Here is a 17,635-nt window from a genome sequence, read left to right as displayed (position 1 = left end):
GGCCGCATTATTGAAGTCTGATCTTCTTGGGGGAAGGCCATGAATCTGTTTCGAATGACGGGCCAAGCGCTCTGTGCGCTGCTGGCGGCGACGAGTGCCTGTGTGTCCATCGCGTCTGAACAACAACTGGCGAGCATTGGCTCACTGACAATGGTTGGTGGCAAGGTCAAGCAATGCTCGATCGGCTATCGCACCTACGGCACGCTGGCCGCCGACCAGAGCAACGTGGTGCTAGTGCCGACCTGGCTTACCGGGCGGACGGCGGACCAGGTCGACATGATCGGTCCCGGCAAGCTCATCGACACCGACCGCTGGTACGTCATCGCGCTGGATGCAGTGGGGAATGGTGTGTCGTGCTCGCCCTCCAACAGCAAGACCAACCCGCGCCTTAAATTCCCTGAGTTCGGGATTCGTGACATGGTCAAGGCGCAGCATCGGCTATTGGCATTGACCCTGGGCATCGATCACGCACATGCCATCGTCGGGATTTCGATGGGTGGCATGCAGGCGTTGCAATGGGCCGTGATGTACCCTGATTACGCCAGCAACATCGTGACCATCGTCGGCACGCCGCAACCGACCGCCAGCGATCTGCAGATCTGGAAAGCCGAATTGAGTGCCATCGAGCGCAATCCTGGGTGGAACGGCGGCAACTATCTACCGGGCACGCCCTTCAAAAACCTTGCCGCCCTGCACACCGAGTCGCTGTGGACGCCGGAGCATGCTGCCGCAAAAACCGTCGCGGCCAAGCGACCGACCGAAGACCGTCTGCACGGCACGCAAACCAGCCAGAGTTTCAGCGCGGTGGACTGGTATCGACAATTGCAGGCCATGACCACGTTTGAACTGCTGCGGGACGGCGACATGGCAACCTTGTCCCGCAAAATCAAGGCCCGCCTGCTCATCATCACCTCCGAGCAGGATCGGTTGGTCGACCCGGCGCCCTCCAAAGCGCTGGCGGCGCAGAAACGCACCACGAAGCTGTTGGTGCTGGACAACGATTGCGGTCACATGGCGCCGGTCTGTGAGATGAAAAAGGTCGATCAGACGGTGAAGGCCTTTCTCGAATGAGCGAGGTGCGCATGAGCCCTGCGGCGAGTGTCTGCCGCCGACGGCAAATCGGGGCCGGTATTGCCGCTCCGGTTGCCGGGTAAACATGACCGGAATCCAGGCAAGACGGGGCTTGCGTCAGGTGTGAAGGCATATGGCACCGGTTTTGCTGTGACCTGTGATACATCGATAACCTGGATAAGGAGGTGAAAGATGATCATTGGTAACAGTGCCATCCAGCACTTTGCGTCGAAAGCCGTGGCCCACACGCACTTCGACCCAACGGAGAAGGATGCGTACACCGTCAGCGCGATGGCGGGTGCGTCTGCGCCTGTCGCGGCGATTGCCGGCAGTAACGACAGTTCGACCGGGAGCAGCACCGACCAGGGCTACAACGAGTCTTTCGCCAAAATGATGGTGAACCTCAAGGCGGCCATGGCCAACACCACGTCCTCGGTGTCGGATGACGACAAGGCGGCCGCTGCGGCTGCGTTTTCGTCCAGCGCTGACAAGCAAGTTGCCGCGACGGACAGCGTGACAAAAACCGTCGACAGCGAGCTCGCTGCCGTTGAGGGCAGCGATTCGGATGCGTCGGTGACGTCGTCGGCCAAAGACCAGTTTCTGGCGTACATGAACCAGAGCGATGCCGAGAAGGTGCGTCAGCAGCTGACCGGCGTGAGCAAGGAAGAGTACGACAACATGTCGCCGGAACAGCAGGCGGCGGTTGACAAGAAAGTGGCCGATTTGCAGAAGCAAAAGCAAGAGCAGCAGATCGCTGAGCAAGAGGTCAAGACCAAGATCGCGATGGCCAAGGCTGAAATGGCTTGAGGGATTGGCTGGAAAGGTCGGGTGGGTGATTCATGAAAAGGGCAGCGGTGTGAACCGGCTGCCCTTTTTTCTTTGCCATTGAGCCGAATGGCTCAGGGTCTGGTTGACCCTTATTCGAAAGTGGCGCCCCGCGTGTTGACGAACAGCGAGTAGATCGAATGACTGCTGGCCATGAACAACCGGTTGCCTTCACGTCCGCCAAAGCACAGGTTCGGGCAGCGTTCAGGAAGAGAAATATGCCCGATCGCCTTGCCTTGCGGGTTGAACACGCGCACACCGTCCAGCTTCTCCAGATCGGCTTTCGGGTCGCCGTTGCCACCCCAGCCACACCACAAGTTGCCGGCTTCGTCGCATTTCATGCCGTCGATGGCGGCATAATCCAGCCCTTCGATGTGCTTGCGGCGTGCGCCCAAAGAACCGTCATCGTTCACGGTAATGGCCCAGATCAGACGATTGGGCGTCGCACGGCCTTCTACCACATACAGGGTCTTTTCGTCCGGCGAAAAACACAGGCCGTTCGGGCCTTTCATGTCGTCGATGACCCGGGAGACCTTGCCGCTCTGACCATCGATCCGGTACACAGCGTGAGGTTGCGTCGGTGTGATCTTGTGCCCTTCGTAGTTGTTGCCGGTCTGGAAAGGCGGATCGGTGAACCAGATCGAGTCATCTCGCTTGCAGACGATGTCGTTCGGCGAGTTGAAAGGCTTACCGTCAAAGCTGTCCGCGAGCACGGTGATCTTGCCGTTGGGCTCTGTGCGGGTGATCCGACGACCTTCGCTGGTGGTGGTCGACCCCTCACACACGAGCAAACGCCCTTGGCGATCACGGCACATGCCGTTGGAAAAGTTTGAATTCTGGCGATACACCGTGAAGGTATCGGTGATCTCGTCCCAGCGCATGATGCGGTTGTTGGGGATGTCGCTGACCAGCAGGTAGCGTCCGTCTCCGACCCACACCGGGCCTTCCGCCCAGCGCATGCCGGTGGCGAGCTTTTCCACGCTGGCGTTGAACACGCGCAGGTCGAGGAAGCTGTCGTCGAGGATGTGAATCAGAGGGTCCGGGTAACGCTGGCTAAGCGGTTCCACTGCGCTGGCGATGCGGGGCAGGGTGATGCTGCCAGCGGCGGCGAGGGTGGCCGAAACAGCCAGGGACTTCTTCAGGAAACTTCTGCGACCGTCGTTGCCGGACAGGTCAGAAAGCGTTGAGGCCATGTAGCGTTCTCCGTTGATTGTTTTTCTTACGGGCGCGCTAGTAATACCTCGTGATAAGACATCGTACAAGTGTGAGTCTGCTCAGTGATCGACACCCTGTAGGAGCGCGGCTTGTCCCGCGATCTGCCGGGGACCGGCAGCAAACCCAGCGCCTCGGTCATTTCTGAGACATTGCAATTGCCGGGGTTAGTGTCGCTACGCGCCAGATCGCGGGGCAAGGTGGAGCGCCACCCCGGCAACTCGCGTGCCATCCGGGCGGAAGCAGAAGCGCACTCATTTTTTCGTGAATAAAAATGCCCGGCCTCATCTCTGCAGCCGGGCATTTCATGTCGCCAGCAACGCTTGGACAGCGGCGGCGCGATTACTTCGCCCGCAACGCCTCACGCACATCTTTCACGCTGGCACTGGACACCGCCGGTGCCGCGTTACCCCAGGTATTGCGGACGTAGGTCAGCACGTCAGCGACGTTCTCGTCCGACAGGTTCCAGCCGAACGCCGGCATGGCCGGAGCCGTGGGCGCTGCGTCGGTGGCGCCTGCGCGACTGCCCGCCAGGACCACACGGATCAGCGACGACGGATCGTTGCTGTTGATCAGCGGGGCCATCGCCAGTTTCGGGAACAGGTTAGGTGCGCCTTCTCCGTTCGGCGTATGGCACGCCGAGCAGCGGTCGGCGTAGATCGCCTTGCCCGTCACCATTGAGGCATCGGTTGCCGCCAACGGTTTGGCCGCTTCCACCGGCTTCGCGCCGTCCTTCAAATAAACCGCCACGGCCATCAGGTCCTGATCGGTCCAGTGTTGCGATGAGTGCTCGACTTCTTCGGCCATCGGCCCGGAGGCGATATCGAAGCGGTTGGCACCCGTCTTCAGGTACTTGACGATGTCGTCCTCGCTCCACGCGCCAAGACCGTCGTGGCCAGTGGACGTGATATTCGGTGCAACCCAGTTCTGCAGGTTGGCACCGGTCAGGAACTGGTCATTCTTGTCCCCACCTATCAGGTTTTTCGGCGTGTGGCAGGTGCCGCAGTGGCCCAGGCCTTCGACCAGATACGCGCCACGGTTCCACTGTTCGGACTTCTGGGGATTGGCCTTGAACTCGCCTTCCTTGAAGTTGATCAGGTTCCAGCCGATCAGGCTGGTGCGCACGTTGAACGGGAAGGGCAGCTGATTGGTCTCGACCTTGTTGTCCACCGGATCGACGGTTTTCAGATACGCGAAGATCGCCAGATTATCCTCACGCAGGACCTTGGTGTACGCGGTGTACGGCATGGCGCCATACAGGCGTTTGCCGTCCAGCCCGTGGCCCTTGGACATGGCGTTCTGGAAGTCTTCGAAGCTCCAGCGGCCGATGCCGTTAACCGGGTCCGGTGTGATGTTGGCGCCCGCCAGTTTGCCGAACGGCGTGTCGAGGATCACGCCGCCGGAAAACAGCGGTTTGCCCGGCATGGTGTGACACGCTGTGCAGTCGCCGACCGTGGTCAGGTAGCGGCCCTTTTCCACGATGTTGTAGGAATCGGCACCGGTTGCGGCGTGAGCGATTGAAATGGACAGTCCGATGACGCCCGCACAAACAGTCAGTAGGGTTTTCATAGCGTGATCATCTCCCCTGGACGCTTGAGGTAGCGGGTGCGGATGGCGTCCGCCGCTTTGAAGGCCAGCGCCGCAACGGTACCGGTCGGGTTGTAGCCAGGGTTCTGCGGGAAAGCCGAGGAACCGACCACGAACAGGTTCGGCACGCCCCAGACTTGCAGGTACTTGTTGACCGAGCTGTTCTTCGGATCGGCACCCATGATGAAGCCGCCGACGATGTGCGAAGACTGATAGGGCGAACTGTTCCAGTGGCCGGTTTGTGCGCTCGGTACCATCTGGCGCGGGTTCATGCTCTTGGCGATTTCGGCGACCTTGCCCGTGACGTACGCCGCCATCTTGCGGTCGTTTTCCGGGAAGTCGAAGGTGATGCGCAGCAGCGGACGGCCCAGCGGATCCTTGTAGGTCGGGTCCAGCGACAGGTAGTTGGTGCGCGTGGCGTAACTGCTGGCTTCACAGCCGATGGACATGGTACTGGCGTAGTTCTTGACCGTGGCCTTCTTCCATTCCGAACCCCAGGCAGGCGTGCCCGGCGGCGTAGGACGAGAGTCGATCGGCGCAGCGCCAATCGGGGTCACCCGGGTGCTGCCGCCGCCGACGAAACCCAGACCGGAGTGGTCGAAGTTGTCGTTGTTGAACTCGTCGATGCCCATGCCAATGGCGCCGCCACCGATAAATGGGTTGAAGTTCTTGTCATCGAAGAACATGCGCACGCTGTTGGCGGTCTGGTACGCGTAGTTGCGGCCGGTGGTGCCGGTGTTGGTGACCGGGTCGTACGGCTGGCCAACGCCCGACAGCAGCATCAGGCGTACGTTTTCGAAAATGAACGCGCTGATCACCACCAGTTCCGCTGGCTGTTCCCACTCTTCGCCGTTAGCGTCCATGTAGACAATGCCGGTGGCGCGTTTGCCGCTGCTGTCCATGGTCACCCGCAGGACTTCGCAGTTGGTCATCGCGGTGAAGTTAGGTTTGCGGATCAGTACCGGCAGCACGGTGGTGATGGCGCTGGCCTTGGAGTAGTTGGCGCAGCCGTAGTTGGTGCAGAAACCGCAATAGGTGCAAGGGCCCATCGCCACGCCCAACGAGTTGACGTAAGGCTGGGACACCAGCGCCGACGGTACCGGAAACGGTTTGTAGCCCAGGTTTTTAGCGGCTTCGGCAAACAGTATCGGGGCGTAGGTCTGTTTGGTCGGCGGGTTGGGGTATTCCTCGGAGCGCGCGCCTTCGAAGGTGTTGCCGCCTTCCTGAATCACGCCCTTGATGTTGCCGGCCTTGCCCGAGACGCCTGCCAGACGGTCGAACTTGGTGTAGAACGGTTCCATTTCTTCCCAGTCGGTGCCCCAGTCCTGCAAGGTCAGTTCCGGCGACAGTTCCTTGCCATAACGTTCCCTGAGGTGCGTGGCCAGATGGAATTCATGAGGCTGGAAGCGGAAGGTGATGCCCGCCCAGTGGTTGCCTGCGCCGCCGGTACCGTTGCCGGGGTGGAACGAGCCCCAACTGCGCATGGGTAGCGCTGTCTCGTTGACGCTGTTGCGAATCGTCGTGGTGTTTTGCCGCGTCCTCAGCATCAGGTCCTGACGGCGGTTGTAACGCAATTCATCGGCGGCGGAGGCGAGGTTGAAATCAGCCGCGGTGTCGCGCCATGGTCCACGTTCGAAGCCGATGATTTTCAGGTCTTCGTCAGCCAGTTCATTGGCAATGATGGATCCGGCCCAGCCGAGCCCGACAACCACGACGTCCGTGGAAGGTAGTTTTTTGGCCATGTCGAATTAACCTTTCTTGGTCCAGGCGGAGCTGCCGATGATGGAGAGCGGCACGAGGTCGAGCTTCTGGTTGTGCAGGCCGATGTACTCGCGGTAGTCGTAGCGGGCACCGGGGAAGCCGATCATTTTCCACGACACCATGTCGCGGTTGCCGCCGTAGACCGGGTCGGCGAAGAAGCCTTCCATGGTATTGCCCAGTACCTGCTGGAAGAACAGCTTGGCGTCGATGCCGTCCAGCGCGATCTCGCCTTTTTCCAGGCCGACAAGCACTTTGTCCTGTTCTTCCGGGGCGAGGGCGGCGAAGCCCTTCTGGAACTGCTTCTGACAGTAAGTATCCAGCCCGGCCAGGCCCAGACGGTAGCGGTCGCGGGGCACGAGCGGCGACTGATCGCCCTGCATCGGCGTGCCTTTTTCGAACGGACCCTGCATGTACAGACGGCTGAAGGTGCCGTATTCACCGGCCAGCTGGCGGTCGATGAACACCGCGCAACCGGCGTCTTTGCCGCTCACGCTCAGTTCATCGGCCGGAATCAGGCGCGCGACGATAGCCTCGACGGCCGTGGCCTCGGCAGCACTGAAGAACTGCCAGCCCGGCGTGTCGTAGTGCATCGGGCCGTTGTGGTCGAAAGGCACCCATTGGGGAACGCCGACGACGGTGGCGGCCTTGGCCGTAGCGGCAGCACCCACGGCCAGCGACGCTGCTGAAGATTTCAGCAACTGCCGGCGGGTGAAACCTTTGGATTTCTCTGTCATTCAGGGCTCCTTGCGAACGCACCTGTCCAAGGGCCATGACGGGCAGGGTCCAAAGGCGGGCGGCGTTAAAGTGTATTTCACGGTTTGCACGACAGCACGAGGTGTCGTGCGGGCGTCTCTGCGGTGGGTGTGACATTAGGTCTCTGGCATGCCCGCGAGCGAAAGGCGCACGCTAGGCGGGGAGCTACCATTACCGATGGCCATCTTTTCCACGCGAACTGCAATCATAGATGTGTTACCGGCTGTTGCATGCCGTGGAATTGGTAAATCACTGTTACGTATTTGGTAATAGTCGGATTTTTTGTCTGACTGTGCGCTGATCCGGGTCAAGTTACAGCACAGATATTCAAGATCGCTGTGAGGCGGGTTGTAGTGGAGTTTCTTGTGCTGATTGAGCCGGCGTGAAGGACATGATCAATCTGATCCGTCTGTTGGGCAGCTCTCTGTATGGTTCGCCAAACGGGAATTGCATTGAATTGCAGTAATAATTCTTCGAGGGCAGTGACCGCTTGGCGTGACGTCAGCGGTGCCGGACATTGGCCGTTTCTCCCCAACATGACAGGATGTTCATGAAGTTCGGTCCATGAAAGAAGGCGCTTCTTGGTATCGTGCACGCCATTTGCGTCCAGACAATCTTCAGCGGACGCTGTCTGTGCCGTTCACATTTTCACCGAGTAGCTGTAGAAATGCCTGATCCCATACCCCTCAAGGACCATGAGAAAGAGACGCGGCTGGTCAACAAACGCTTGATCGCCTGCGCCTTGTTCGTGGCCATCCTCAGCGTTGCACTGGTTTGCCGGATGTACTTCCTGCAGGTCACTGAATACGCCTATCACTCGACCATTTCAGAAAACAACCGCGTGCATGTGCTGCCCATTCCGCCGGAACGTGGGCTGATCTACGACCGAAACGGCGTGATCCTCGCCGATAACCGCCCCAGCTTCAACCTGACCATGACTCGTGAACGGGCAGGGGACTGGCACGCGGTCATCGACACACTGATGCAGATCCTCAACCTGCCGGACGAAGACCGCATCATCTTCGACAAGGCGATGAAGAACTCGCCGCACCGGTTCGTGCCGGTCACGCTGTTGTATGAACTCACCGAAGAGCAGATCGCGCTGCTGGCGGTGAACCAGTTCCGGCTGCCGGGACTGGACGTCGAGGCGCAATTCGTTCGGCATTACCCGCTGGCCGAGCATTTTGCGCACTCCATCGGCTATGTCGGGCGTATCAACGAAAAAGAAGCCACCCAGCTGGATCAGGTCGAATACCGCGGCACCCAGTCAATCGGCAAGACCGGCATCGAGCGGTTCTATGAGAACGAACTCCATGGTCACGTCGGCTATGAAGAGGTGGAGACCAATGCGCAAGGCCGTGTCCTGCGCGTCCTCAAGCACACGGATCCGGTAGCCGGCAAAAGCATCATGCTGAGCCTGGACATCAAGTTGCAGGAAGCGGCAGAGGAAGCGCTGGGTGATCGTCGCGGTTCAGTGGTCGCCATCGATCCGGCTACCGGCGAGGTGCTGGCGATGGTCAGCAAACCCAGTTTCGACCCTAACCTCTTCGTGACCGGTATCAGTTTCAAGGAGTACTCGGCGCTGCGTGATTCGGTCGACCGTCCGCTGTTCAACCGCGTGCTGCGCGGGCTGTATGCGCCGGGTTCGACGATCAAACCGGAGGTGGCGATCGCCGGGCTGGACAGCGGCATCATCACGCCGTCGACGCGGGTGTTCGATCCCGGCTACTTCCAGTTGCCGGACTTCGATCACAAATACCGCAACTGGAACCACAGCGGTGACGGCTGGGTGGACCTGAACGCTGCGATCATGCGTTCCAATGACACTTATTTCTATGACTTGGCGCACAAGCTGGGCATCGATCGTCTCCACGATTACCTGACCATGTTCGGCATCGGCCAGAAGGTCTCGCTGGACATGTTCGAAGAGTCCGCCGGCTTGATGCCGTCCAAGGAATGGAAGCGCATCACCCGACGTCAGGCGTGGTTCCCGGGCGAGACCGTCATTCTCGGCATTGGTCAGGGCTACATGCAGGTCACGCCGTTGCAACTGGCGCAGGCCACCACGTTGATTGCCAACAAAGGCGTCTGGAACCGGCCGCACTTGGCCAAGGAAATCGGCGGGGTCGCACCGGTCGACGAGCACCCGATGCCAAACATCGTCCTGCGCGATCCTCGTGAGTGGGATCAGGTGAACAACGGCATGCAAGCGGTGATGCACGACCCGCGCGGCATCGCCCGTGCCGCCGCGCAAGGCGCGCAATACCGCATCGCCGGTAAAAGTGGTACCGCTCAGGTGGTGGCGATCAAGCAGGGCGAGCGCTACAACCGCGACAAGACGCTGGAGCGCCATCGTGACAATGCCTTGTTCGTCGGCTTCGCACCCGCTGCCAACCCGAAGATCGCCGTCGCGGTCATGATCGAAAACGGCGAGGCGGGCGGTCGCGTGGCCGGTCCCGTCGTGCGGCAGATCCTCGACGCCTGGCTGCTGGACCAGGACGGCCACCTCAAGCAGCAATACGCGACGCCTGCTGCCACACCTGTGAACCCGAAAGTCCAGATCGCCGCGCCGAGCAAGGCCGTGGCGCAGCCTCCGGTGTGAGAAATACGTGAACGAACCCCTGTGGGAGCGAATTCATTCGCGAAAGATGGGGAAGGCGATGGAGATGTCTCGTCTGTACCGGCCAATCGCGAATGAATTCGCTCACACAGGGGGCGTGTGTGGCGCGTGAGATGTTGTGCAGAGCGCGAGAATGGTGCTCTGGCTTCGCCGCTGCCCTTACGCGGCCCCCGTTCCCACAGGTCCAGTGCAGTTCATTGCGTATCCGGCTGTCCACAAGGCGCACATCCTGACAAGCACTGAACTGTGACCGGTGCTACAGGTCGATTTGAAACGGCGCGCGATGTCGGCACTGGCATCGTGCGTACCTTTGACTCGACAAGGAACCTGCCCCATGTCCAGCAGAACCATCGCCGACTACCTCGCGCAAACCCTCGCCGCTGCAGGCGTCTCGAAAATCTGGGGCGTCAGTGGCGACAGCCTGAACGGCCTGACTGACAGCCTGGAGCGTTTGGGCAAGATCAAGTGGATGCACACCCGCCACGAGGAGGTCGCTGCGTTTGCGGCCGGCGCCGAGGCGGCGTCCACCGGCAAGCTGGCGGTGTGTGCCGGGAGCTGTGGTCCGGGCAATCTGCACTTGATCAACGGCCTTTATGACTGCCATCGCAGCCGCGTCCCGGTGCTGGCCATTGCCGCGCAGATCCCGTCGTCGGAGATCGGGCTGAACTACTTTCAGGAAACCCATCCGACGGATGTGTTCAAGGAGTGCAGCCATTTCGTCGAAGCCGTCAGCAGCGCCGAGCAGTTTCCCCGTGTGCTGGAACGCGCGATGCGGGCGGCGATCAGCCAGCGTGGCGTTGCGGTGATCGTGATTCCGGGCGACGTCGCCCTGAGCGCGGCGCCGGACGCCAAACCGGCATGGGTCGATCACACTCCGCCGCATGTCATCCCGACCGAGCACGACCTGCAACGCTTGGTGGACCTCCTCGATCAATCAAAAGCCGTGACCATTCTCGCCGGTGCCGGGTGCGCCAATGCTCACGATCAGGTCGTGGCGCTGGCGGAAAAACTGTCGGCCCCTGTCGTCCATGCGTTGCGAGGCAAGCAGTACATCGAGTACGCCAACCCCTTCGATGTCGGCATGACCGGTCTGATCGGCTTCAGCTCTGGCTACCACGCGATGATGTCCTGCGACACGCTGGTCGTCCTGGGCAGCAGCTTTCCGTACCGCAATTTCTACCCGGAAAAAGCCAACATCATTCAGATCGACATTGATCCCGCAGCGCTGGGACGACGCGTGCCGCTGACGCTGGGGTTGGCGGGCGGCATTGCCGAAACCATCGTTGCGCTGCTGCCACGGCTCAAGACGCACACGGACCGCAAGTTCCTGGACAAGGCGCTGGATCATTACGCCAAGGCCCGGGAGGAACTGGACGAGCTGGCCACGCCGTCGGGCCACGGTGAGCCCATTCATCCGCAGTACCTGACGCGCATGGTTGATGCCTACGCCGACCCGGATGCGATCTTCACCGTCGATGTCGGCACACCGACGCTGTGGGCAGCGCGCTACCTGACCATGAACGGCCAGCGTTCATTGTTGGGTTCGTTCAACCACGGCTCGATGGCCAACGCCATGCCGCAGGCGCTGGGCGCGAAAGCCGCGCACCCGCAGCGCCAGGTGGTGGCGTTGTGCGGTGATGGCGGCCTGTCGATGCTGATGGGGGACTTGCTGAGCATTCGTCAGCTCAACCTGCCGATCAAGATGGTGGTGTTCAACAACAGCTCGCTGGGTTTCGTCGCCATGGAGATGCAGGCCAGCGGTTACGTGCCGCACGACACCGATCTGCACAGCACCAGTTTCGCCAACATCGCCATCGGCTCGGGCATTCTGGGGATTCGTGTCGAAGACTCGGCGGATCTCCCCAACGCCCTGAAAAAAGCCTTCGAGCATCCGGGGCCCGTGCTGGTGGATGTGGTTACGGCCAAGCAGGAATTGGGTCTGCCGCCGAAGATCAAGCTGGCCCAGGCCAAGGGCTTCAGCCTGTTCATGCTCAAGGCCGTCATGAATGGCAAGGCGGATCAGGTGTTGGAACTGGTCAAGACCAATTTCCGGTAAGCGCCATTCTCCTGTAGGAGCGTGGCTCGTCCCGCGATCGGCCGGGAACCGGCCGTGGCTTCGGTAAACGCGGCGTTCGAGATACGAGTGCGTGTGAGGGTTTACGACGACTCCGTCGCCGATCGCGGGACAAGCCACGCTCCTACAGGAGAGCGTTCCAGGGATGTTTTTTGCCCATAAAAAGCGCATTTAGCGTCCCGCCCGCACCACCCTGAAACACAAAAAATCCCTTCCGAAATCTCCTGAAAAAAATCATTGTGCCACCTCGAAAACCGATGTTATGTTGATAACATCTTGTCGAAAAATGACTTCCTGATAACATTTTTCGGCTGTTCTCAATGCCGGTTTCAAGCAGGATGTTCATGGCCAAGAGTCCTTTCCTCGAGACGTTGGAGCAGCGGTTCAGCGACCTGACGCCGACCGGCAAACGTATCGCCGGGTACCTGTTGGCCAACCCCCAGAAGCTGCCGTTCGAGACCGCCGACAGCATCGCCCAGCAAACGGGCACCACCGGGATTTCGGTGGGCCGGTTCCTGCGCTCACTGGGTTTTCGCAATATTGACGACGTCAAACAGAGCCTGCGCGGCGACAGCGCCAGCACGTGGGTGATCACTGACCGTCTGGGGGCCTTTCGCGAAGAAAGCACTCACGGTGATGCCCTGGAGCGCTCGATGAACCGGGAGCTGGAAGCCATTCAGCGCGTCTATGCCCTGGCCCGCAGCGACACTTTTGCGCGCATCGTCGAGCGGCTGTACAGCGCCGATGCGGTGTTCATTGTCGGTATTCAGACCACACGCGGGATTCTCAATGCCTTTTTTTCGCACCTCGAATACATCCGGCCCAAGGTCTATTACGTCGACGGTTTGTCCGGCACTTACGCGGAGTCGTTGAACTCGCAGTTCGAAAATCCTTACGCAGTGATCGCTGACTTTCGCACCTACTCGGCGGTCGCCCGAACCTTCTGCGAGGTCGCGCACCAGCAGGGTTTGGCGCTGGCATTCATCACGGATTTCCATTGCCCATGGGCGCGGGATTACCCGACCGATCTGCTGCAACTGAACTCCGATGTCGGCCAGTTCTGGGACTCGCTGGCGCCGCTGACCTGCCTGTTCAACCTGATGGTGTCGGCGGTGGCCGAGAAGTACGGCGACCGGCTCGATCAGCGCCTGGCGAAGAACCGGGAACTGCAACAACTGTTCGGGCAGTTCGAATAGCCCGACTGCGTGATTGAAAAAAGCGCCGTGGGCGTGATGAACCGTATGAGCTGATCTGGAGAGTGTTTACGTGAATAGCCCCCTCGTCGAAGTCGATGCCCAGGCGCTGCAGGTCGAAGTCGACCTGATCTATGCCGGCGTCGACAACCTGGCCGGCAAGCAGATTTATCAGGATCCGCGCTGCCTGTTGCATCGCGACGCCGAAGCCTGCCTGCGCAAGGCCAGCCGACTGGCGCGCCAAGCCGGGCTGACCCTGCGCATCTTCGATGCCTATCGTCCGCCGTACGCGCAATACCTGCTCTGGGAAGCGCTGCCCAACCCCGAATACGTGCGTGATCCGAGCCTCGGTTCGCATCATTCCCGGGGCGTGGCGGTCGATTTGACGCTGATCGATGCCACGGGGAAGCCGCTGGACATGGGCACCGGCTTCGATGACATGCGCGAGCACTCCCACCAGTTCTTCTCCGATCTGCCCGCCGACGTGCAGCGTAATCGCCTGTTGCTGCTGGGGATCATGCTGGCGGCCGGATTCACCTACATCGACAGCGAGTGGTGGCACTACGAGCTGCCGGGCGCTGACGATTATCCGCTGATCGACGACGGATCGATTCGCCCGACCCACTGACCGAGACACCTGTGACACCTGACCGGGACGACCATGAATCCCGGCTGAATCTGGCACCGACCTGACTTGAAAAGAGCAGGGCGCGCCATGTCGTAGCCCGCAAGGCTTCGAGCTTTAACTGCCCGGTATAGCTCCAACAACAAACCTGACGAACTTCCACACATCGAACGATCAAGGAACCGGCATGAAATCAATCGTTACCTCACTCGCCCTCCCACGCACGCTGGCGATGGCAGTCCTCTGCACCGCCATGGGCCTGGGTGCCTGGCAATCGGCCAGCGCAGCCGTGCCCCAGGACACCCTGATGATCGGCAAACCGTCCGATCCGCAGACCCTCGACCCGGCCGTGACCATCGACAACAATGACTGGACCGTGACCTACCCGGCGTATCAGCGGCTGGTGACGTATAAGGTCGAGAATGGCAAAGGCAGCACCGAAGTCATGGGTGAGCTGGCCAGCAGCTGGTCGACCTCGGCGGACAACCTGACCTGGGAATTCAAGCTAAAGCCCGGCAACAAGTTCGATGACGGCGCTGAAGTGAATGCCGAGGCGGTGAAGTTTTCGTTTGATCGGGTGATGAAGCTCAAGCAAGGGCCGTCCGGTGCATTTCCGGACGACATGACGGTGACGGTGGTCGATCCGCTCACGGTGAAATTCACGCTGAAAGCGCCGTATGCGCCGTTTCTCTCGACGTTGGCGCACAACGGCGCGGCGATCATCAACCCGGATGTTGCCAAGAAAAGCGAAGGCGCCGAGGCTTACCTGTCGAACCACACCGCCGGTTCCGGTGCGTTCAAGCTGGTCAACTGGCAGAAGGGCCAGACCCTCACCATGGAGCAGAACAGCTATTACGCCGGCCCCAAGCCGACCCTGAAAAAGGTCGTGGTCAAAATCATCGGTGAAGCGTCGGTGCGTCGTCTGCAACTGGAGCACGGTGATCTGGACATCATTGAGGACATGCCAGAAGACCAGCTCGAAGCCCTGGCGAAGAAGTCCGGCATCGTGGTCGGCGATTACCCTTCGCTGCGTGTCACCTTGCTCTACCTGAACACCCAGAAAGCGCCGATGAACAACCCTGATGCACGTCGCGCCATCGTCGAGTCGCTCGATTATGACGGCATCATCAACGGCATTCTCAAAGGCAAGGCCAAGCCACTGAACGGTCCGATCCCTCAGGGCATGTGGGCGTACGACGAGAAGCAGCCTGCGTTCAAACAGGACATGACCAAGGCGAAAGAAGACCTGGCCAAAGTCTCGCCGAAGATCAGCAACCTGACCTTCATGTACTCCGACAAGGACCCGAACTGGGAGCCTATCGGCCTGACGTTGCAAGCCGGTCTGCAGTCGCTGGGCGTGAACCTGAAAATGGAGAAGCTGGCCAACGCGAGCATGCGTGAGCGTCTGGGCACAGGGGACTTCGATGTCGCCATCGGCTCCTGGAGCCCGGACTTCGCCGACCCCTACATGTTCATGAACTTCTTCTTCGATTCGAAGCTGAAAGGGCTGGCGGGTAACCGTTCGTTCTACGACAACCCGGCGGTGGACAAGCTGATCCGCGAGTCGGCGACCACCAACGACATGGCCAAGCGCACCGAGCTGTACCAGCAGGCGCAGAAGATCGTGCTCAACGACAGCGTTTACGCCTATCTGTACCAGAAGGCCTACACCTTGCCGATGAGCGAGAAGGTCAAGGGCTACGTGTTCAACCCGATGCTGGAACAAGTGTTCAACATCGGCACGATCACCAAGTAAGCCGTTGTCGTCATTCATGGCCTTGCACAAGGCCATGGATTGAGAGTGATCGGTCTGTGTCACACGCAACGCTTCACTGTGGGAGCGAATTCATTCGCGAGGGCCAGTACATCCGCCGCAGACGTGTCGGCGGATGGATCGCATCGCGAATGAATTCGCTCCCACGGGGAAGGGCGTGACGGGGCTGTGTCCGCGATCTGTTTCGCGTTGTCGATTGAATGCGTGACCGAGGTGCCTGATGGCCTTCCTGAATATTTTGCGTAAACGTCTGGGCGGCCTGTTGCTGGTGGTGTTCGGCGTTTCCCTGATTACTTTTTCCATCTCCCATCTGATTCCGGGTGATCCCGCACGGCTGATCGCGGGAGACCGCGCCACCGACGCGATTGTCGAGAACATTCGCCATCAACTGGGGCTGGACCTGCCGCTGTATCACCAATACGGCCGCTACATGCTCGACCTGTTGCATGGCGACCTGGGCACGTCGATTCGCACCCACCGTCCGGTGCTGGAAGACTTGCAAGCGTTCTTCCCGGCGACCCTCGAGCTGGCGCTGGCGGCGCTGACTCTGTCGATTCTGGTGGGAGTACCGCTGGGCGTATTGTCGGCGGTCTACCACAACCGGTTTATCGATCAGGTGGCGCGAACCCTGGCGGTCACCGGGATTTCCACTCCGGCGTTCTGGCTCGGACTGGGGCTGATCGTGCTGTTCTACGGACATTTGAACTGGCTGCCGGGCAGCGGACGGATTGATGAAGGCCTTGATCCGCCGCCGACGGTGACCGGGTTTTACCTGATCGACACCTTGCTGGGGGGGGATAGCGGTCTGTTTTTCAACGCCGTCCAGCACCTGATCCTGCCTGCGATCACGTTGGGCTTCGTCAACCTGGGGGTGGTCGCGCGACAGATTCGCTCGGCGATGCTCGATCAACTGGGTGAGGACTACATCCGTACAGCGCGGGCCTATGGGTTGTCGAAGTGGGCGGTGATCCTGCGCCATGCGCTGCCCAACGCCTTAATTCCATCGGTGACCGTGCTGGGCCTGACCCTGGGCGATCTGCTCTATGGCGCGGTCCTCACCGAAACCGTGTTCGCCTGGCCCGGCATGGGCGCTTACGTGGTCAAGTCGATCCAGTCGCTTGATTTCCCGGCGGTCATGGGCTTCGCGATTCTGGTGTCCTTCATTTATGTACTGCTGAACATGGCGATCGATCTGGTGTACCGCCTGATCGACCCACGCATCGGCGAGGTCAATTGACATGTCCACTCCACTCACTGCGCCGGTCGTGGCGCCGCTGCCGAAGGCTTCGCGCTGGCAGGACAAATTCGCGTATCTGGCCCATCAGGTGCGACGCAGCCCGCTGACCATGGCCGGGTTGCTGATCACCCTGATGGTGCTGCTGTGCATGGCCTTCGCGCCTTGGCTGGCGTCCCATGATCCCAATGCGCTCAACCTGACCCAGCGTCTGGCGGCGCCTTCTGCCGCGCACTGGTTCGGCACCGATGAAGTGGGCCGCGATCTGTTCAGTCGAGTCCTGTATGGCAGCCGTCAGTCCGTGGGCGTCGGGCTGTTTGTCGCCTTCGCGTCATGCTTCGCGGGTGGCCTGCTGGGTTGCATGTCCGGAATCATCGGCGGGCGCTTCGACAGCCTGATTATGCGACTGATGGACATCATGCTGTCGGTGCCGTCGCTGGTGCTGATCATGGCGCTGGCCGCGGCCCTGGGCCCGAGCCTGTTCAACGCGATGCTGGCGATCACCCTGGTGCGAATTCCCTTTTACGTGCGATTGGCCCGGGGACAGGCCCTGAGCATTCGTCAGATGGGCTACGTCAAAGCCGCTGAAACCTTCGGCGCAGGGCGCTGGCACATGGTGCTCTGGCACGTGGCGCGCAACGCCATGCCGCCGTTGCTGGTGCAGCTCAGTCTGGACATCGGCAGCGCCATTCTCATGGCCTCGGCGCTGGGCTTCATCGGCCTCGGTGCGCAACAGCCCACTGCCGAATGGGGTGCGATGGTCGCAACGGGTCGCAATTACATCCTCGATCAGTGGTGGTATTCGACCTTTCCCGGCGTGGCGATTCTGATCACCGCCACCGGATTCAACCTTCTGGGCGACGGCGTACGCGATCTGCTCGACCCACGCCAGCAGGGGAAATGATC

Annotated in this window: 14 protein-coding genes; 9 read left to right on the top strand and 5 right to left on the bottom strand. The window is 60.5% G+C overall.

Translation table 11 applies throughout. The features are described from left to right. Positions 1 to 39: 39 nt before the first annotated feature. Together ABDX87_RS01615 and ABDX87_RS01610 are read left to right on the top strand one after the other, a co-directional pair. Complete coding sequence (locus ABDX87_RS01615) at positions 40 to 1,071, top strand: alpha/beta fold hydrolase (protein ID WP_346831271.1); 1,032 nt, start codon at positions 40 to 42, stop codon at positions 1,069 to 1,071. Positions 1,072 to 1,263: 192 nt separating this feature from the next. Beyond that, a complete protein-coding gene (locus ABDX87_RS01610) occupies positions 1,264 to 1,878 on the top strand; it encodes a hypothetical protein (protein ID WP_346831270.1) in 615 nt (204 codons plus the stop codon). 110 nt (positions 1,879 to 1,988) lie between these two features. Here the strand turns inward: ABDX87_RS01610 and ABDX87_RS01605 are convergent, their stop codons facing one another. The 4 genes from ABDX87_RS01605 to ABDX87_RS01590 all read right to left on the bottom strand — a co-directional run bounded on the left by ABDX87_RS01605 (position 1,989) and on the right by ABDX87_RS01590 (position 7,190). After that, positions 1,989 to 3,089: an SMP-30/gluconolactonase/LRE family protein gene (locus tag ABDX87_RS01605; protein WP_346831269.1), complete on the bottom strand. Its 1,101-nt coding sequence runs from the start codon at positions 3,087 to 3,089 to the stop codon at positions 1,989 to 1,991. 361 nt (positions 3,090 to 3,450) lie between these two features. After that, positions 3,451 to 4,677 (bottom strand): c-type cytochrome, encoded by a 1,227-nt coding sequence (locus ABDX87_RS01600; RefSeq protein ID WP_346831268.1) that lies wholly within the window; start codon positions 4,675 to 4,677, stop codon positions 3,451 to 3,453. Beyond that, a complete protein-coding gene (locus ABDX87_RS01595) occupies positions 4,674 to 6,437 on the bottom strand; it encodes a GMC family oxidoreductase (protein ID WP_346831267.1) in 1,764 nt (587 codons plus the stop codon). Before ABDX87_RS01595 ends, ABDX87_RS01600 begins: the two co-directional genes overlap by 4 nt. Positions 6,438 to 6,443: 6 nt before the next feature. Next, positions 6,444 to 7,190 carry a gluconate 2-dehydrogenase subunit 3 family protein gene (locus ABDX87_RS01590; RefSeq protein WP_346831266.1) on the bottom strand — a complete coding sequence of 249 codons (747 nt, stop codon included), beginning with the start codon at positions 7,188 to 7,190 and terminating at the stop codon, positions 6,444 to 6,446. Between the two features lie 686 nt (positions 7,191 to 7,876). Here ABDX87_RS01590 and mrdA point away from each other — a divergent pair. Both mrdA and poxB read left to right on the top strand, forming a co-directional pair. Beyond that, entirely contained in the window at positions 7,877 to 9,811 is a 1,935-nt protein-coding gene (mrdA, locus tag ABDX87_RS01585; protein WP_346831265.1) for a penicillin-binding protein 2, read from the top strand. 352 nt (positions 9,812 to 10,163) lie between these two features. Then, the gene (gene poxB / locus ABDX87_RS01580) at positions 10,164 to 11,885 is read left to right on the top strand and encodes a ubiquinone-dependent pyruvate dehydrogenase (protein WP_346831264.1); all 1,722 of its coding nucleotides are present in this window, start codon (positions 10,164 to 10,166) and stop codon (positions 11,883 to 11,885) included. A 142-nt stretch (positions 11,886 to 12,027) separates the two neighbouring features. On the opposite strand, the gene ABDX87_RS01575 is transcribed toward poxB, so the two are convergent. Next, positions 12,028 to 12,249, bottom strand: coding sequence for a hypothetical protein (locus tag ABDX87_RS01575; RefSeq protein ID WP_346831263.1), 222 nt, complete (start codon positions 12,247 to 12,249; stop codon positions 12,028 to 12,030). On the opposite strand from ABDX87_RS01575, the gene ABDX87_RS01570 reads away from it, so the two are divergent. The 5 genes from ABDX87_RS01570 (at position 12,248) to ddpC (ending at position 17,633) form a co-directional block, all read left to right on the top strand. After that, positions 12,248 to 13,099, top strand: coding sequence for a MurR/RpiR family transcriptional regulator (locus tag ABDX87_RS01570; protein WP_346831262.1), 852 nt, complete (start codon positions 12,248 to 12,250; stop codon positions 13,097 to 13,099). The genes ABDX87_RS01575 and ABDX87_RS01570 overlap by 2 nt on opposite strands. 70 nt (positions 13,100 to 13,169) lie before the next feature. Beyond that, positions 13,170 to 13,724, top strand: a complete 555-nt coding sequence (gene ddpX / locus ABDX87_RS01565; protein ID WP_346831261.1) for a D-alanyl-D-alanine dipeptidase — start codon at positions 13,170 to 13,172, stop codon at positions 13,722 to 13,724. A 184-nt stretch (positions 13,725 to 13,908) separates the two neighbouring features. After that, a complete protein-coding gene (locus ABDX87_RS01560; RefSeq protein ID WP_346831260.1) occupies positions 13,909 to 15,477 on the top strand; it encodes an ABC transporter substrate-binding protein in 1,569 nt (522 codons plus the stop codon). Positions 15,478 to 15,715: 238 nt separating this feature from the next. Then, positions 15,716 to 16,732: an ABC transporter permease gene (locus ABDX87_RS01555; protein WP_346831259.1), complete on the top strand. Its 1,017-nt coding sequence runs from the start codon at positions 15,716 to 15,718 to the stop codon at positions 16,730 to 16,732. A gap of 1 nt (position 16,733) precedes the next feature. Next, positions 16,734 to 17,633 (top strand): D,D-dipeptide ABC transporter permease, encoded by a 900-nt coding sequence (ddpC, locus tag ABDX87_RS01550; protein WP_346831258.1) that lies wholly within the window; start codon positions 16,734 to 16,736, stop codon positions 17,631 to 17,633. Positions 17,634 to 17,635: the final 2 nt, after the last annotated feature.

The organism is Pseudomonas abietaniphila, from assembly GCF_039697315.1.
Lineage (GTDB): Bacteria > Pseudomonadota > Gammaproteobacteria > Pseudomonadales > Pseudomonadaceae > Aquipseudomonas > Aquipseudomonas abietaniphila_B.
This window is presented reverse-complemented; position numbering and strand designations above follow the sequence as displayed.

Excerpts from the sequence above, each read along its gene's own strand:
- ABDX87_RS01590 (WP_346831266.1), bottom strand. The coding sequence starts at position 7,190 with ATGACAGAGAAATCCAAAGGTTTCACCCGCCGGCAGTTGCTGAAATCT.
- ABDX87_RS01555 (WP_346831259.1), top strand. The coding sequence starts at position 15,716 with ATGGCCTTCCTGAATATTTTGCGTAAACGTCTGGGCGGCCTGTTGCTG.
- ABDX87_RS01595 (WP_346831267.1), bottom strand. The coding sequence starts at position 6,437 with ATGGCCAAAAAACTACCTTCCACGGACGTCGTGGTTGTCGGGCTCGGC.
- mrdA (WP_346831265.1), top strand. The coding sequence starts at position 7,877 with ATGCCTGATCCCATACCCCTCAAGGACCATGAGAAAGAGACGCGGCTG.
- ABDX87_RS01610 (WP_346831270.1), top strand. The coding sequence starts at position 1,264 with ATGATCATTGGTAACAGTGCCATCCAGCACTTTGCGTCGAAAGCCGTG.
- ABDX87_RS01570 (WP_346831262.1), top strand. The coding sequence starts at position 12,248 with ATGGCCAAGAGTCCTTTCCTCGAGACGTTGGAGCAGCGGTTCAGCGAC.
- ABDX87_RS01605 (WP_346831269.1), bottom strand. The coding sequence starts at position 3,089 with ATGGCCTCAACGCTTTCTGACCTGTCCGGCAACGACGGTCGCAGAAGT.
- ABDX87_RS01600 (WP_346831268.1), bottom strand. The coding sequence starts at position 4,677 with ATGAAAACCCTACTGACTGTTTGTGCGGGCGTCATCGGACTGTCCATT.
- ABDX87_RS01560 (WP_346831260.1), top strand. The coding sequence starts at position 13,909 with ATGAAATCAATCGTTACCTCACTCGCCCTCCCACGCACGCTGGCGATG.
- poxB (WP_346831264.1), top strand. The coding sequence starts at position 10,164 with ATGTCCAGCAGAACCATCGCCGACTACCTCGCGCAAACCCTCGCCGCT.
- ABDX87_RS01575 (WP_346831263.1), bottom strand. The coding sequence starts at position 12,249 with ATGAACATCCTGCTTGAAACCGGCATTGAGAACAGCCGAAAAATGTTA.
- ddpC (WP_346831258.1), top strand. The coding sequence starts at position 16,734 with ATGTCCACTCCACTCACTGCGCCGGTCGTGGCGCCGCTGCCGAAGGCT.
- ABDX87_RS01615 (WP_346831271.1), top strand. The coding sequence starts at position 40 with ATGAATCTGTTTCGAATGACGGGCCAAGCGCTCTGTGCGCTGCTGGCG.